The sequence below is a fragment of the Bacillus sp. NS1 genome (assembly GCF_058248265.1).
In genome coordinates this window covers 830,089-846,922 of the sequence record NZ_JBZAZF010000001.1, presented here as the reverse complement: position 1 = coordinate 846,922, position 16,834 = coordinate 830,089, and the positions used below count along the sequence as shown (strand labels likewise).

Below are 16,834 nucleotides of genomic sequence, written 5' to 3'. Positions count from 1 at the left end.
TCTTTACAGAGGGATTTTTTACGTTTCAAACATCACTTTACCGGTCAGCTTAGTTTGATATCCATTTAAATGAGACAGATTCGCTTTGTATTCCTCAGAGTCCAAGATCTCCTTTACGGCCTTCAGCAGCAGATCATGTTTTTTCAAAACGACGATATCATATTGTTCGTCGATGAGCGGGATAAAATCAACACTGCCCATATGTGCCGCGTGCTGTGCCCCGATTCCCGCGTCAGCCTGTCCGCTTGAAACCTGTGAAGCAACAGCGTAATGATCGGTCACGATATCACCGTATCCCTTTACATCAGCCGGATTCATACCAAGCAAGCCAAGCTGTTCATCGAGGAGCACCCTTGCCCCTGAACCTTTTTCCCTATTGATAATCCGGATATCGGTTCTTTTCAAGTCTTCCCAGCCTTGAATGTTTTTCGGATTCCCTTTTTGAACATACAGTCCGGCCTTGCGGAGAACAACATTGATTAGACAAAACGGTTCACCTGACAAAATCCGTTTTACATAAGGCGCGTTATACTGGCCCGTCTCCGCATCGTACAAATGCAGGCTGACAATGTCACACTTGCCTTGATACATATCAATCAGGCTGTTTAAGCTTCCTTTATATTTGCGGAGCGGCGTCTCCTGAATGGCATTCTCCAAATGCTTGCTGAGAAGATCCATCGAAATGTCCTGTCCGCTGATCATGACATTCGGTCTGCCATCCGGCTCCGCCTCCTGCATCTGTTTCGGCACTTCGGCTGCAGCAATGGGCTGAGACATTCTCATATTCGTCTTATATTGCTTTAGGTCTTCTTCGTCCACACGCATCTGCCTTCCGACACGGTAAGCAGGGATCATGCCTTTTTTAATCAAATCATAAACGGTCAGCTTTGATACCTTCAGCAGACCTGCAACTTCTTCTATCGTATAGGAAGAGGTTTCATTCATATTCATCACTCTCCTACTTCATTATACCTTTTGATGGAATGTAAAAAAACCCACATAAACCAAACATAATCAGTTATAATTAGTTATAACTAATCATAAGGGGTGCAATCATGTATAAAAAGTATTCCATTTTAACAGCAGCCTTAACCGTTTTTCTGCTTGCAGCAGGCTGCTCTGCAAACCAATCTTCATCGGACAGTGAGAAAAAAGTAACGTTAACCATCTCAGCTGCCGCCAGCGCACAAGATGCACTTGAGGAAATCCAAAAGAATTACGAAAAAGAACATCAAAATATTACAATCCAAGATAACTATGGCTCATCCGGCGCATTGCAAAAACAGATTTCTCAAGGAGCAGGGGCTGATCTGTTCTTCTCAGCTGCTGAGGATAAATTTCAAAAGCTAGTGGATGATGGGGATATCGCAAAAAAAGACAGCACTGATTTAGTCGGGAATGAAATTGTACTTATAGTTCCGAAAAACGGAGATTCGCCTGTGACTAGCTTTAGCAATCTGGCTGATTCAGAAAAAATCGCCCTTGGAACGCCGGAATCCGTGCCGGCAGGAGCTTATGGGGAAGAATCACTGACAAAGCTTTCTTTATGGGACAAAGTGAAGGATAAGATCGTTTACGGAAAAGACGTTCGCCAAGTTCTTTCTTATGTTGAAACCGGAAATGTAGACGCAGGCGTTGTTTATAAAACAGACGCTCTGATCTCTAAAAAGGTCAAAATGATTGACGAGGCAAAGGCAGATACACACAGTCCGATTGTTTATCCGTTAGGAATCGTAAAAGATACCAAACACCGTAAGGAAGCGAAGGAGTTTTACGATTACCTGCAATCAGATGAAGCAATGAAAGTATTTGAAAAATATGGTTTTACTGCCGAATAGCATAAGCGCTTCAGAGTTTTTCACACCTGTTGTGCTTTCCTTTCAGGTGGCGGCAGTTGCCGGATTTGTTGTCATTATTCTCGGAACACTAGCCGGGGCATGGATGTCGCGGGCATCATTTTTCGGAAAAACGGCGCTCGAAACACTTTTTATGCTTCCGCTCGTTCTGCCGCCTACAGTTGTCGGTTTTATCTTGATCGTCATTTTCGGAAAGCACAGTTTCATCGGACAAGCCATCGAATGGGTCTTTCAGCAGCCTGTCATTTTCACTTGGTGGGCCGCTGTGATCGCCTCGGCGATTGTGGCCTTTCCGCTTATGTATCAATCCGCCAAAACAGGATTCGCCGATATTGATCCTGATATACAGGGCGCAGCAATGGTAGACGGCGCAAGCAGATGGAAGGTATTTATCCATATTTCCGTCCCGCTCGCCTATCCTTCATTGCTGACAGGGAGCATCCTCAGCCTTGCGCGGGCGCTCGGAGAATTTGGCGCAACACTCATGTTTGCAGGGAACATCCCCGGTGTTACGCAAACACTGCCGACGGCCATTTACGTCGCTTTGGATTCCGGTAACAATGCCCTCGCCTGGGCGTGGGTCATCTGTATTGTCGGCATTTCCTTTTTGATGTTGTTTTTCATTCAACAGAAAAAAACACACTAAAAAAACTCCCCATAACGGGGAGTTTTTTATTAAAACAGAAGCTCATCAGGATTTGGGCCGACACGCTCATCTTTGTTCAACGCATCAATTTTGTCCATGTCTTCCTGAGACAATTCGAAATCAAAAATATCAGCGTTTTCGATGATACGGTGTTCTTTGATGGATTTTGGAATTGTTACAACTTCATGCTGAAGGTCCCAGCGCAAAATCACTTGAGCTACAGATTTATTGTGTTTTTCAGCAATCTGTGCGAGCACTTCGTTATCCAGAAGCTGCCCCTGCATGAGCGGAGACCATGCTTCCAGCTGGATGCCTTGTTTTTTACAATAGTCTCTTAATTCTTTTTGCGTCAAACGAGGGTGAAATTCCACTTGGTTGATCATCGGTTTGATTTCAGCATCTTTTAAAAGCTCTTCTAAATGATGAACTTGGAAGTTGCTGACGCCAATCGCGCGGATTTTGCCGTCTTTGTACAGCTTTTCAAGCGCGCGCCACGTATCTTTATATTTATCCTTGCCAGGCCAGTGGATTAAATATAGATCTAAATAATCAAGCTGAAGCCTTTCCAAGCTTTTTTCAAAGGCAGCAAGCGTTGTTTCGTACCCTTGATCTTCATTCCATACTTTTGATGTAATGAAGAGCTCTTCTCTTGCCACACCGGATTCTTTAATTCCGAGGCCAACGCCTTCTTCATTTTTGTAAATCGCTGCTGTATCAATGCTGCGGTAGCCGTTTTTAATTGCCGCTTTTACTGATTCAGTCGCTTCGCTTCCGTTTTCAACTTTATAAACGCCCAAACCGAACCAAGGCATTTCAACTCCGTTATGTAATTTTACAGTATCTTTTAAACTTGTTGGCACTTGAACATCCACCCTTTCACTGAAATGTAAGCGTCTATATTATCTCACAATCCTCTCAGCCGATACCAATAATACGCTTAAGATCCTCTTTTTGCTTCTTTTTTCACAGCATAATAAACAAGGAGCACTATTTTTTTCCTATTTTAACAATATTACGATTATGAATAAAATGAGCAGGGTATGCAACTAGTGTAACCAAATGAAAACAAAGGAGGAAACAACTTGAAACGGATTCGTATTCCAATGACACTTGCGCTTGGTGCCGCTTTGACTATTGCCCCTTTGTCCTTTGCTTCCGCTGAAGAAACCCCCGCTCCGAAGAATTCGCAGACAGCAACAGCCGGAGCAACTGCAGCTGAGGTCGGTTTAAATGTAAACCTGGATGTGCTTGGCATTGCTAATCAAATTGCCGATGCCATTAAATCCGCACAGAACCGGGATGGATTTGTGAAAAACCTTATGGAGTCTTCCTTCTACGCATCCGGCCAAAAATACAACGTCATGGTATTTAATTTAAGCCAAGAGTATGACGATCACTTGAACGGTGTGCAATTTTACGGTTCAGCCGTTTATGACGGCATTACGTACGGCATTTGGGTATTTGAAGATGGAACCTTTACAAACAAAGGAGATGGCGGCTGGATTAACTGGGCCTTCAGAGGCTGGTTCGACCGGGATGGCAGCACTGTCGAATTCCATCGCCCTTAATATAGAAAAAAGCTGGCGTTAGAACGCCAGCTTTTTTGCTGCAGTTATTCGCCGCCTTCAAGCATCGCGGCTTCTACATCATTAATGTATTGGCGAAGCTCATGGGAGATGTCTCGGGAAATTTCCCGCTCCTCGAAGAGCGTTTGAATTTCATTTCTGATCGCCTGCACAGCCTTCAGCTTCACTTCCAGCTTCTGATTTTCAAAATGAGCACTTGATTTCAGCTCATGATGGCTGTGCTCCAGCCTGAAAATTAACTGTTTATAAAACGTAATGACAGATAAAAAGACTTCTTTATGTTCTTCTGTCTTATGTTTCTCCAAGTATTCTATCGCTGCTTTTGCCGTTTTCACTCTCGTTGCCCGTATCAATCCCGCTTCATTTAAAATCGACATCTCCGGCTTTTTATGTTCACCGAAGAAAATCCAATACATCAGCCGCTTGAGCCTTGTTTTTGATAATCCGACTTTAAATGGGTTGGCATACAAAATTTCTAATTCGTTAAACCGTTCTTGCAGCACATTTGCCGTTTCTTCCGGGATGTCTCCCCGCTCCAGCATTTTCACCAGCGCCTCTTGCTCAGCGTTAACCCCTTGGGCACGGACTTTTCGCTCTTGCTTTTTGATCCGATTAGATGATGTATATTGCTGAAAACGGAGATTTTTCATTTTTTCATTGTATTCGGCTATAACCGCAAGAGAGGCTGTTTTGTTTGTATCGTTCATGTCCTCTTTAATCGTTCGGAGAGCTGTTTTAATCAATTTGCGTCTCGCCGTCAGCAGCTTTTCATTTCGTTTCTCGTCCTCTTCTTCTTTTTCAGTTAGAAGCGGCAGTACAACGGTGGCAATGACAAGTGTACATAAAATGACGCCGGCTGCTAAAAAGAGAATCAGATTTCTTTCCGGGAACGGAGTGCCGTCCTCAAGAAAATAAGGAATGGAGAAAGAACCCGCAAGCGTTACAGCACCGCGCACACCGGAAATCGAAAGTAACAGCGTCGAACGAAGACCCGGTTTATAGATGTTCTGATCCCTATTAAAGAACCATTTGCCATTCCAGAAAAACAGCACCCATAGAAATCTGAGGAGCATTAACGTAAATGTAATGACTAGGATATAGCTGATCACCTTCAAGTTGCTGATTGCAGTGTCGTTAAAGATGACAGAAATGACGTCCGGAATCTGCGTCCCGAGAATAACGAAAACCAGACCGTTCAAAATAAATAAAATAATGTTCCACGTACTTGAGGAGACGATTTGCAGTTTGACCATCGTTGATTCCAGACGATCCTGTTCAACTGCATGGGTAATGCCTCCCGCCACAACGGCTAAAATGCCGGAAACGCCAATTTCTTCCGCTGCCAAATAAATGACAAACGGCGTCAGAATTTGAATCAGCATATGCATCGTGACATCCTGCATACCGAGGCGGCGCAGGAACAGGCGAAAACGAATAATGAAGAACGAAATGACAACCCCGCACAGCAAGCCTCCGAGAGAAATAAATACAAAGCTGACAGCCGCTTGTGCTAATGAAAATGCACCAGTCACTGCTGCTGCAATCGCAAACTTAAAGGCTACCAGACCTGATGCGTCATTCATCAGCCCTTCCCCTTCAAGCAGACGAAGAATCCCTTTTGGCATTTTCACTCTTCCTGATAATGCGCTGACAGCGACAACATCAGTCGGTGAAAGAATGGCCGCAAGTCCAAAAGCCGCTGCCAGCGGAATATCAGGAATCATCCAGTGAATCGTGTAGCCTCCTACAATCACAGTCGCAAATACAAGGCCGAGTGCAAGCAATAAAATTGGAGCTCGTAAATTCCAAAGCTCTGCCCGCGGCGTTCTCTTCCCATCATTAAATAGAAGAGGCGCAATAAACAAAACAAAAAACAATTCGGTGCTTAACTCAAAATGAAGCCCCTGTGGAAATGAGGCCGCAAGAATCCCAAGTGCTACCTGAATCAGAGGCACTGGTATAAATGGAATAAACCGGTTTACGATATTGGATATCGCAATGATCGTTAATAAAACGAGAACAACTAAAAATATGTCCAAATGCATGACCTCCTTCGTCTGATGTGTATCGTGCATGAAGTTAATGTCTGATTGTCTATGAGAGGCTGGGCTAGGATGGCCTTGCATCCAATATGTGATTTCGCAGGAGTTGTCTTCTTTTATAGTACCCTTTTTAGGGTATTATTTCTCATGATATGCTCACAGTGAACTTTTTTGCAGCAGAGCAAATTTTAGATAAAAAGAGACAGGGAGCTATTCCCTGTCTCTCTTCTTTCTTTATCAATGATGAAAATTTGTGCCGTCAGTCGTTGCTTTAATGATGCCGGCGCGGATGACAAAGTCACCGAAGTGCTCGCCTTCCTCGCGTTCTTTCGCATAGCGGGAAAGAAGGACACGCAGCTCGCTTAAAATGTCTTCTTCACCGATGTTTTCACGGTACATTTTGCTCAAACGGCTTCCGTCAAATGCAGCACCAAGATACATATTATATTTGCCCGGCGCCTTGCCAATAAATCCGATCTCACCAAGGGCATGGCGTGCACAGCCGTTCGGACACCCTGTCATGCGAATGGTAATTTCCTGATCACGAAGGCCGTTTTCGTCAATAATCTCTTCAACCTTATCTAAAAGGGTCGGCAAATAACGTTCTGCTTCAGCCATTGCCAATCCGCACGTTGGAAGAGCGACGCACGCCATAGAGCTGCGGCGGAGCGCTGAATGATGCTTGCCGTCAGTAAGTCCGTATTGCTCGATTAACGCACTGATTTCTTCTTTTTGATCGCTTGAAACGTTCGCAATAATTAAGTTCTGATTGGATGTCAGACGGAACTCGCCTGTATGAACCTTGGCGATTTCCCGCAAGCCTGTCATCAGCTTATAATCATCGTAATCCGTCACACGTCCGCCCTCGACAAACAGCGTAAAATGCCATTTATCCTCAATGCCTTCCACCCAGCCATAGCGGTCTCCGTTATGGTCGAAATGATACGGCTTCGCTTCTTCCAAACTCCAGCCGAGACGGTTTTCCAATTCATCTTTTACGGTTTCTAAACCGAGGCGGTCAACCGTGTATTTGAACCGTGCATTTTTACGGACAGAACGGTTTCCGTAATCACGCTGAATCGTAATCGTTTTCTCAGCAACGTCATACATTTGCTCAGGACGGCAGAACCCGATCACCTTGGCTAATTGCGGATATGTCGCTGTGTCGCCATGCGTCATCCCCATACCGCCGCCGATCGCCACGTTAAAACCAATCAGTTTGCCATCTTCAACAATCGCAATGAATCCGAGGTCTTGTGAAAAGACGTCAATATCATTAGATGGCGGAACGGCAATACCGATTTTAAATTTCCGCGGCAGATAGAGCGGTCCGTACATTGGCTCGCCTTCTTCCTCAGGTGTGCCAGCCACTCTTTCCTCATCAAGCCAAATTTCATGATATGCTCTCGTCCGCGGCAGCAGATCATCACTTAATTTTTTAGACCATTCATATACCTCTGAGTGGATTTCAGACTGATAAGGATTCGATGCACACATGACGTTGCGGTTTACGTCTCCGCAGGCTGCGATCGTATCCAAAAGAGCTGAGTGGATCGTCTGAATGGTTTTCTTCATGTTCCATTTCAGAATCCCGTGCATTTGGAACGTTTCACGTGTTGTCAGTTTTAATGTGCCGTTCCCGTATTTCTGAGAAAGGTCATCCATGACAAGCCATTGCTCAGGTGTTGAAACGCCTCCTGGCATACGCACGCGCAGCATGAACTGATATGCCGGTTCAAGCTTTTGCTTTTGGCGTTCATTCCGGAGATCACGGTCATCCTGCAAATAACTGCCGTGGTGTTTCATCAGGCGGTTGTCATCATCCGGAATTCCGGCACTGATCCGGTCCATCATCACTTCTTTCAGTGTGCCGCGCAAATAATCACTTTCTCTTTTAATGCGTTCAACATCACTTGGAGAGCCGTCCGGTGCTTTTAAGATTTTGGTCACCATGTTGTAAAACTCCTTTCAAGTCAAATCAATATACATCACGCTGATAGCGTTTTTGCTGCTGCATATCGGCAAGATAAGCTTCCGCTTCATCGCGGCTCATATTGCCTTCTTTCTCGATAATTTCAAGCAATGTGTTATGGACGTCATGCGCCATGTGCTTTTCATCGCCGCAAATGTAAACAGCTGCGCCTTCTTGAAGCCACTCGAACAATTCTGCGCTCTGTTCAAGCATGCGATGCTGCACATATACTTTTTCTTCCGTATCACGCGAGAATGCCACATCCATTTTTGTCAGCACACCGTCTTTGAGCCAATTCTGCCACTCCGTCTGGTAAAGGAAATCTGACACAAAGTGCTGATCGCCAAAGAACATCCATGCTTTCCCTTCCGCTCCCGTCTCCTCACGCTCCTGCATAAAGGAACGGAACGGGGCGACGCCCGTCCCAGGGCCGACCATGATAATCGGTGTTTCAGGGTCTTTCGGAAGCTTAAAGTTTTGATTATGCTGGACATAAACCGGCAGTGTATCTCCCGGCTGCAGACGCTCCGCGCATAAAATCGAGCAGACGCCTTTTCGTTCACGGCCGTGCGCATCGTAGCGGACTGCGCCGATCGTTAAATGCACTTCATCCGGATTTGCGGATAAACTGCTCGCAATCGAATAGAGGCGGGCCGGCATTTTTCGCAGAATCGAAACAAACTCCTGCGCCGATACACTGAACGGGCCATAATCACGAACGAGATCAAGCAAATCGCGCCCTTCAAGATACGCTTTTACATTATCCTCATTTCCCGGGGCTAAAAGCTCTCTAAGCTCATCGCTCCCTGACAGCTGGGCAGCCTGTTCAAGAAGCGGTTTTGTAAGAACGGTAATCTCATAGTAAGAAATCAGCGCTTCTTTCAGCGGGCGGACATCACCTTGCTTATTAAGCGTCACAATTTCTTCGGGGTCCCAATTCATTTCCTTAAGCAGCAGCTCGACAAGCTCCGGATCGTTTTCCGGATAGACGCCGAGGCTGTCACCAGGCTCGTATGTCAGGCCAGATCCTTCAAGAGACAGCTCCACATGGCGTGTTTCTTTATTTGATCCGCGGCCGTTCAAATTTAAATTTTCTAACACTTCAGCCCGAAACGGGTTGGTTCTTGAGAACGCAGATTCACCTGTTTGAGGCGCTGCTGCCGGCGCAGGCGCGGCACTTCCGCCCTCAGCTTCACTTAAGCCATTAAAAACGCTTTCCAGCCATTCGGCTGCTGGCTCATCATAGTCAAGATCGCAATCAACGCGCGGAGAAATCCGTTTTCCGCCGAGTTCCTCTAAGCGCTGATCAAATTCTTTTCCTGTCTGGCAGAAAAATTCGTATGAGCTGTCACCAAGCGCCAAAACAGAAAAGCGAAGATCTTCAAGCTTAGGCGCCCGTCTACCATGCAGAAATTCATGAAACGACAGCGCATTATCAGGCGGATCGCCTTCACCGTGCGTACTGACGACGATCAAAAGATTTTTTACTTTCTTCAGCTGATTCGGCTTAAAATCGCTCATGGATGAGACGGTTACTTGAAAACCGCGCTGCTCAAGCTGCTTGCCGGCATTTTCTGCAAGCCCCTGTGCGTTTCCCGTCTGTGAACCGTAAAGAACGGTCACTTCTTTTGAAACGGCCGGTGCCGCCGCTTCTGCAGACACAGCTGCCGCCGGCGCCCCCGCAGTTTCTTGGGCGGAAACAGATTGCGCGGATAAATATCCGCTCAGCCAGATTTTCTGAGATTCGGTCAAGGTTGGCAGAAGGCGGTTAAGGAGCTCTGCCTGCTCCTGATTAAACGGACTGTTCATTACCTGAAGTTGCAACGTATCCACCTCACAAAGTTATAAACTGATCGAAAATTGCATCTAATTGAACTTTACCGGAATACTAGGCTTAAGTAAAATATATTTACATGATGATAACTATTAGGAATCCTAATGATAAAACCGCTTTGTTTCATTATAAATAGAAAAAGAGAAGGATCCCCTTCTCTTCATTCAGCATTCTGATATAAATGAGGCGGCACAGCTGTTACAAACGGACTTGCTTCACCTGTATAAAACACAGTCAGCATATGCATTGCTCGGGTGCAGGCGGTGTATAACAGCCTGCGATCGTGCTCTGTTTGGTAATGTTCTTCTGATGCATCATAGACAAGGACTGCGTCAAACTCAATCCCCTTCGCTAAATAAACTGGAATGACACAAACTCCCTTTTGAAATGTTTGATTTTCTTTATGAATCAGTCGAACATCTATATATTCGCTCATGTGAGCGTGCGCCTTTATACATTGCTGTGCAGTCTTGCAAATGACGGCTATCGTTTCGTGACCTTGCTTCTTGAGCCGTTCAATCTCTTTCGTGAGCTTTTGACAAAGGTCCTCACGCCCTTCGGTTTTGAAAACGAGAGGCATATCCCCGTTTCTGTTAAAAGGTTCAATATCCGCTCCGTCCTGTAGCATCGCTTTTGTTAACTCGACAATCTGTCTAGTCGATCTGTACGTTCTCTTTAAACGAACATATTCAGCCAGCTCACCTTCAAAGCATACATCCATACGCTTTACGCCATGTATGGCATGGGCGTAGATGGACTGATTGATATCACCGAGTACCGTCATGCTAGCAGACGGAAAAATGCTTCCCATGTAAGCCATCTGAAACGGTGAATAGTCCTGAGCTTCGTCGATAAAAAGGTGTTTGATCTTCGTATTTTTCTTTCTGCCTTCAATCAGATCCTGCATATAAAGAAACGGGGCCGCGTCCTCATAGAGCAATTTATTTTCCGCAAACGACGACCGGGTCAGCTCCCCTATCGCTGCCGTCTCCTTATGCTGAAGTTTCCCTCCCCAGCCAGAAAACAATTGCAGGTACAGCTGTGTAACATCAAGAAATGCAAGAAGTCTGACCGCCTGTTTGAGCGGTTTGAAGGCCTTTTTTACAATGATGGCGGCAAGCAGCTGCTGCTCTCTTTGATAATCGTTAAATGTACTCTCACTGAACTGTTTCCTTTCCTGCAGTTTTTTGTACACGTCCAAGTAATCCTCTTTGTCGAGCAACTCAGCTTCCTGAAGGACCCAATCCTTACGACGTTCCTTTTTCTCAGACTTGTTAAGCTCACTCAGCAGCCACTTTGCGGTTTGCTCCATCCGGTTCGGAATGGACTGGCCTTGATCCAGTGAATAAAAATAGGATTGAATCTGTTCCTTTGTGATCAGTTTTTGTCCGCGGAAGATGATATTTTTAAAGATCATCCCTTTAGAGGACAGCCGTTTGACGTATTCATCAATGAATTGCTGAAAAGATAAGCCCGCCTTCCATGTGATTGCAGAAAGCCTTGAAGAAAAACCGCCATCCTTTTTTTCGGTCAGGCAATATTCGAGCTGATCAAAGGGGCTTTCACATTGAAACTTGCGGCCAAGCCGATGCTCGATATATTCCTGAAACGTCGCCTGCTCCATATTCTCTTCTCCTAACTCAGGCAAAACAGAGGAGACATAGCTGTTAAATAAAAAGTTAGGAGAAAATAAAACGATTTGTCCGGCATCAATGACGCCACGGTGCCTGTATAACAAATAAGCAACACGCTGAAGGGCTGCCGATGTTTTTCCGCTCCCGGCCGCTCCCTGCACGATCAGGAATTTGCTTTTTTCATTACGGATAATCTGATTTTGTTCTTTTTGAATCGTAGACACGATAGTTTTCATTTGGGTATCAGACTGATGGCTTAATACCTCTTGCAGCATTTCATCGCCGATCGTCATATCAGTATTAAACATCGCCTTAAGAGCGCCGTTTTTGATGATAAACTGGCGTTTCAGCACCATTTCCCCTTCTATCGTTTCCCCGGGCACTTCGTACTCCGCTTTTCCTGGGGAATAATTGTAGTACATACTTGAAATCGGCGCTCTCCAGTCATAGATCAGAAATTGTTCCTCCTTCTCATCCATACAAGAAGCTAAACCGATATAAATTCGCTCTGCCTGCTCCTCGCCGTTTTCAATAAAATCAATCCGGCCAAAATAAGGCGATGCTTTTAATTGATGAATTCGTTTGAGCTGCTGATCCATACGCCGATGATTCCGTTCCCGATCAGACAGCAGCTCTGCCTGCTGCTTAATGCTTGCCATCGTTTCAACTGCTTCATGGGCATCATCAAGATTAACCGTAACATCCTCCCAAAAGCTTTTTCTTAATCCGATAATATCATGCTTTAACCCGCCTGCAGACGTTTCCAGAAACCGCTCTTTTTTGCCGAGCTCCTGCAGCACCTCATCTATTCTTGACTGCTCTTTCTTCCATTCCTTATCCTGCTGATTCATGAACGGCACCTCCAGAAAATAGTTGACAAACACAGATGAAATACTGTAAAATATAATTGGATACATATATACAATATATGATAAGAATAGGCAAATACAATTCATCTTAGCACATTCACCCAATATCAATCAAGGTTTGGGTTATTTATATGCAAAAAAACCGATTTCAAATTGAAATCGGTTTTTTTGATGTTAGTTATCTAAACGAAAAGAACGGTTTGGCAGCTTCCAATTAAACATATAGGAACAAACGCGGCAAACAACAAGCACGAAAAACAGAACGTACAATCCGAACGAGTTTCCCAGCCAGCCTAAGCCGACGATTAAACCGCCGAGAGCCGCCCAGACCGCATAAATTTCTGCTTTCAGCACAAGCGGCTTGCGTCCGGCAAGAAGATCGCGGATGATTCCGCCCCCGCTTCCCGTCAGCACCGCAGCCACGATGACGGCACTAAGCGGATGGCCCATTTTTACGGCATACAGTGCGCCTTGGATGGCGAAGGCTGCGAGACCGATCGCATCTGATAAATTGCCCCACTTGTTCCAATGCTTCAGCAGCAGTTTCGGAAACAGAAACACAATCGTAATAGACAGGAGGGCAATTTGAAAGTACGCGCCCTGCTCCCATAGCGCTGACACCGGAACACCGATCAGCAGATTGCGGATCGCCCCTCCTCCAAAAGCTGTGACAATCCCTAATATATAAACTCCTAAAATATCATATTCCTCTTCCATTGCAACAATTGCGCCGCTGACTGCAAACGCAATGATGCCAATCACACTGAGCAGCTCCCAAGCCATTCTGATGACTCCCTTTATGTTTGTTAAATTTTCTGACGACCTCTAGATTTTATAATCGCTTAAGCGTAAAATCAATAACATTTTCACGATAAAAAAAGATAAATTTAGAGGGAATCCTGCTAATGCTATTGGACATGAGTTTTCGAGATTAAAAAAGCGCCCGGCATACGCGGGCGCTTTTTTTGTTATTCAGATTTTTCGCCTTTCAGCAGACACATAAAAACGATAATCAGGATAAAAGCAATCAGGGCCAGGAATGGAATGGTCATAAAACCAAACCAGTTAATATATTGGCCTGAGCACGGCACGCCGCTTACACACGGCTTAATGCCGGTAAAGCCGGGCACTTTTTGCTCTAAGTAGTGCATGATCGAAATAAATGCCCCGATAATCGCCATGGGGAGCACATATTTTTTCACGCGTGTGTCTCCTTGAAAGGTGGCGATGCCTAAAATCAGGACGAGCGGATACATTAGAATACGCTGATACCAGCACAGTTCACATGGAATGAACTTTCTGATTTCACTGAAATACAGGCTGCCAAGCATAGCGACAAGAGCCACAACCCAGGAAGCATATAAAAATACAATTCTATTTTTCATATCGTTACTTCCCTTTCAGCTCTTTTTCTATTGTTTCTTTGATTTCATCATAATCCGCAAAATTTTTGATCACTTTATCATTTACGTAAATCGTCGGTGTTGCTTTTATGTTCATTTTTTGATTAAGGTCAGAATCCTTTTCCACTTGAGAAGCAAATGTTTCCTTATCAAGATTGTCCTTGAGTGTCTCAGGTTTTACCTTTGTGGTGCTTTTGGCAAGATCACCGAGAACGGCTGGGGTCACCCATTCCTGTTCTGTGTCCGGCTGTTTTTCAAACAGCTTTTCATGGAATGTCCAGAAAGAGTCAGGATCTTCTTTCCATACTTCTTCTGATGCAAGAGCCGCTAATCTAGAACCTTTTCCATGAAACATAACATTCACGAATGAAAATTTCACATCGCCCTTATCAATAAAGTCTTTTTGTATTTTTGGGAAGATGTCACTGTTAAACACCTTACAAGACGGACATTTGTAATCTCCGAATTCTACTACAGTTACCGGTGCATCATCCTTGCCAAGCACAGGCTGGCCTTTGATAGACGGCTGTCCGGAAACCGCTTCATTGCCTTGTTCCGTTTTGTTATTAATGATTACAATGGCTGCTAATAAGACAACAACCACAACCGTAAGGATGACCGCGAATTTCGCAGAAGACTGCTGTTTCTTTTTCACTCCGACACCTCATCGTTTTAAAATTAAAAAAGAAGCGGATCGCAATTGACCCACTTCTTTATTTTAACAAGACAAGCGCCTATAAGAAAACCCCGAAAAAATGAATTCTCTCCGACAATTTATCTGTTTTTGAGACGCATAACGCGCATGGCGTTTGCCACAGCGAGCAGTGTAACGCCGACATCTGAGAAAACCGCTTCCCACATGGTCGCAATTCCAAATGCTCCGAGTATGAGAAAGATCGCTTTTACACCTAAAGCAAAGCCGATATTTTGCCACACGATTCGCCGTGTCCGTTTCGCAATGCGAATCGCTTCCGCTATTTTCGACGGCTGATCTGTCATCAGCACGACGTCTGCGGCTTCTACAGCAGCGTCTGAGCCAAGGCCTCCCATGGCCGCTCCGATATCCGCACGCGCAAGTACCGGCGTATCATTAATGCCGTCACCGACAAAAATGAGTTTTTCATTTGGCGAAAGCTTGGCTTCCAATGCTTCGACCCGCGACACTTTATCCTGCGGCAGCAGCTCCGCATATACCTCGTCAATGCCAAGCTGTTTTCCGACGGCTTCTCCCGTTTGTTTCGAATCACCTGTCAGCATCACTGTTTGTTTGATTCCAAGCGATTTCAGATCAGCAACCGCCTGTGCTGCATCTTCTTTTACTTCATCCGCTATGATGATGGCTCCGGCATAGCGTTGATCAACAGCAACGTGTACGATTGTTCCGGCATTTTCGACCGGGACACCCTCAATCTGTTCTCTTTCCATGAGCTTTTTATTCCCAGCAAGGATTTCTGTTCCGTTTACTTTTGCAAAAATGCCGTGTCCGGATATTTCCTCATATGACTCTATCACGTCAGAGGAGAGCATTTTTCCATAAGCTTTACGTATAGATTCGGCAATCGGATGCTGGGAATGAAGCTCAGCATATGCCGCCGCTTCAAGTAATCTTTCCTTTGTAAATCCTTCCGCAGGTTTGATTTCTGTCACTTCAAAGCTGCCTTTTGTTAATGTTCCTGTTTTATCAAACACCGCGTATTTAACTTGATTCAAGGCTTCTAAATAATTGCTTCCCTTCACAAGCACTCCGGCCTTTGAGGCTGCTCCGATTCCTCCGAAGAAACCGAGCGGAATAGAGACAACAAGCGCACATGGACAAGAAATCACTAAGAAAATCAGTGCACGGTACACCCAATCAGAAAGTGCGGCGCCAGGAATAACCAACGGCGGGACAAAGGCCAGCAATACCGCGATGATCACAACAGCAGGTGTATAATACTTGGCAAACTTCGTGATAAAGTTTTCTGTCCGCGCTTTACGGCTGCTCGCATTCTGAACCAAATCTAATATTTTTGATACTGCAGACTCCTGGTAGCCCTTTGTGACTTCAATATGCAGAACGCCGTTTTTATTGATGAAGCCTGACATCACATCTTGTCCTACTGCAGCTTTTCTAGGAACGGATTCACCTGTCAAAGCAGACGTATCAACCATCGCTGATCCCTGCACGACCTTACCGTCAAGGGGTATGCTTTCTCCCGGATTGACCACAATGATATCTCCAATCTGTACGTCCTCCGGAGAAACCAGTTCGATGCCGTTCTCTGTTTTGACATTGGCGTAATCAGGCCGTATGTCCATTAACGCACTGATTGATTTTCTGGACCGGCTGACCGCGGCTCCTTGAAAAAGCTCACCGATTTGATAAAACAGCATAACGGCAACGCCTTCAGGGTATTGCTGAATTAGAAAAGCGCCGATTGTGGCAAGAGCCATTAAGAAATGCTCATCAAATACCTGACCGCGGCTGATGTTTTTGACTGCACGGAGGACAATGTCACCGCCGATGATCAAATAGGCGGCAAGGAAAAGCAAAAATTCGATTGTTCCGGAATGAACGGCATATGCCACTGCTCCGAGAATGACAGCCGCCGCCATTCTGCTCAGCATTTTGATCATTCGATTACGGTAGCCGTCATCTGCTGATTTCTTTTTATGCTTTTGACGAACCGTTACATGCGGATCGATTGATTTCACTTTTTTCTCCACTTTATTGGTGACCCATTGCTCTTCTTTCCCATCGGCTGAGACAGTTAAGGTGCTTGCCGCAAAATTTACCGCGCATCCGTCTATGCCTTTTATGTCTTTGACTCCATTTTCAATTTTTTGAGCACAATTGCTGCAATCCAAACCGTCCAGAACGTATTCCTGTTTCACTAGTCTCACCTTACCTTCCGATTTAGGGTTCCCTCTTCAAAGCGTATCAATGAGTGTTGATATTGAATTTTTATATATGAGCACATACTCATATATTGGTTACATCTATTATATGTCG

13 protein-coding genes are annotated in these 16,834 nt (G+C 45.1%); 3 read left to right on the top strand and 10 right to left on the bottom strand.

All coding sequences use genetic code 11. The features are described from left to right. Positions 1-18: 18 nt before the first annotated feature. Positions 19-945 carry a substrate-binding domain-containing protein gene (locus AC4CV5_RS04210; protein ID WP_166848461.1) on the bottom strand — a complete coding sequence of 309 codons (927 nt, stop codon included), beginning with the start codon at positions 943-945 and terminating at the stop codon, positions 19-21. Between the two features lie 110 nt (positions 946-1,055). Between AC4CV5_RS04210 and modA the strand changes: the two genes are divergently transcribed. Further along, positions 1,056-1,838: a molybdate ABC transporter substrate-binding protein gene (modA, locus tag AC4CV5_RS04205; protein ID WP_490922123.1), complete on the top strand. Its 783-nt coding sequence runs from the start codon at positions 1,056-1,058 to the stop codon at positions 1,836-1,838. Continuing rightward, positions 1,810-2,502 (top strand): molybdate ABC transporter permease subunit, encoded by a 693-nt coding sequence (modB, locus tag AC4CV5_RS04200; RefSeq protein ID WP_490922122.1) that lies wholly within the window; start codon positions 1,810-1,812, stop codon positions 2,500-2,502. Before modA ends, modB begins: the two co-directional genes overlap by 29 nt. 29 nt (positions 2,503-2,531) lie before the next feature. Here the strand turns inward: modB and pgoN are convergent, their stop codons facing one another. Next, positions 2,532-3,362, bottom strand: coding sequence for a glyoxal/methylglyoxal reductase (gene pgoN / locus AC4CV5_RS04195; protein WP_166848431.1), 831 nt, complete (start codon positions 3,360-3,362; stop codon positions 2,532-2,534). Positions 3,363-3,584: 222 nt separating this feature from the next. On the opposite strand from pgoN, the gene yvgO reads away from it, so the two are divergent. Next, the gene (gene yvgO / locus AC4CV5_RS04190; RefSeq protein ID WP_166848428.1) at positions 3,585-4,070 is read left to right on the top strand and encodes a stress response protein YvgO; all 486 of its coding nucleotides are present in this window, start codon (positions 3,585-3,587) and stop codon (positions 4,068-4,070) included. A gap of 44 nt (positions 4,071-4,114) precedes the next feature. On the opposite strand, the gene AC4CV5_RS04185 is transcribed toward yvgO, so the two are convergent. From AC4CV5_RS04185 to AC4CV5_RS04150, 8 genes are all read right to left on the bottom strand, one after another. Beyond that, a complete protein-coding gene (locus AC4CV5_RS04185; protein WP_166848425.1) occupies positions 4,115-6,127 on the bottom strand; it encodes a Na+/H+ antiporter in 2,013 nt (670 codons plus the stop codon). A gap of 240 nt (positions 6,128-6,367) precedes the next feature. After that, positions 6,368-8,083 (bottom strand): assimilatory sulfite reductase (NADPH) hemoprotein subunit, encoded by a 1,716-nt coding sequence (gene cysI / locus AC4CV5_RS04180; RefSeq protein WP_490922121.1) that lies wholly within the window; start codon positions 8,081-8,083, stop codon positions 6,368-6,370. A 25-nt stretch (positions 8,084-8,108) separates the two neighbouring features. Next, positions 8,109-9,926, bottom strand: coding sequence for an assimilatory sulfite reductase (NADPH) flavoprotein subunit (locus tag AC4CV5_RS04175; RefSeq protein ID WP_373923008.1), 1,818 nt, complete (start codon positions 9,924-9,926; stop codon positions 8,109-8,111). 170 nt (positions 9,927-10,096) lie between these two features. Continuing rightward, positions 10,097-12,421, bottom strand: a complete 2,325-nt coding sequence (helD, locus tag AC4CV5_RS04170; protein ID WP_490922120.1) for an RNA polymerase recycling motor HelD — start codon at positions 12,419-12,421, stop codon at positions 10,097-10,099. Between the two features lie 192 nt (positions 12,422-12,613). Beyond that, positions 12,614-13,222 carry a trimeric intracellular cation channel family protein gene (locus AC4CV5_RS04165; RefSeq protein ID WP_003219999.1) on the bottom strand — a complete coding sequence of 203 codons (609 nt, stop codon included), beginning with the start codon at positions 13,220-13,222 and terminating at the stop codon, positions 12,614-12,616. Positions 13,223-13,407: 185 nt separating this feature from the next. Beyond that, entirely contained in the window at positions 13,408-13,824 is a 417-nt protein-coding gene (locus AC4CV5_RS04160) for a disulfide oxidoreductase (protein ID WP_166848414.1), read from the bottom strand. Positions 13,825-13,828: 4 nt separating this feature from the next. Further along, the gene (bdbD, locus tag AC4CV5_RS04155; protein ID WP_166848411.1) at positions 13,829-14,497 is read right to left on the bottom strand and encodes a disulfide bond formation protein BdbD; all 669 of its coding nucleotides are present in this window, start codon (positions 14,495-14,497) and stop codon (positions 13,829-13,831) included. A 119-nt stretch (positions 14,498-14,616) separates the two neighbouring features. After that, positions 14,617-16,725, bottom strand: a complete 2,109-nt coding sequence (locus tag AC4CV5_RS04150) for a heavy metal translocating P-type ATPase (RefSeq protein ID WP_490922119.1) — start codon at positions 16,723-16,725, stop codon at positions 14,617-14,619. Between the last annotated feature and the right edge of the window lie 109 nt (positions 16,726-16,834).

Bases quoted from the DNA above. Each gene is read 5' to 3' on its own strand.
- AC4CV5_RS04160 (WP_166848414.1), bottom strand. From the start codon at position 13,824: ATGAAAAATAGAATTGTATTTTTATATGCTTCCTGGGTTGTGGCTCTT.
- AC4CV5_RS04210 (WP_166848461.1), bottom strand. From the start codon at position 945: ATGAATGAAACCTCTTCCTATACGATAGAAGAAGTTGCAGGTCTGCTG.
- helD (WP_490922120.1), bottom strand. From the start codon at position 12,421: ATGAATCAGCAGGATAAGGAATGGAAGAAAGAGCAGTCAAGAATAGAT.
- AC4CV5_RS04165 (WP_003219999.1), bottom strand. From the start codon at position 13,222: ATGGCTTGGGAGCTGCTCAGTGTGATTGGCATCATTGCGTTTGCAGTC.
- cysI (WP_490922121.1), bottom strand. From the start codon at position 8,083: ATGGTGACCAAAATCTTAAAAGCACCGGACGGCTCTCCAAGTGATGTT.
- modA (WP_490922123.1), top strand. From the start codon at position 1,056: ATGTATAAAAAGTATTCCATTTTAACAGCAGCCTTAACCGTTTTTCTG.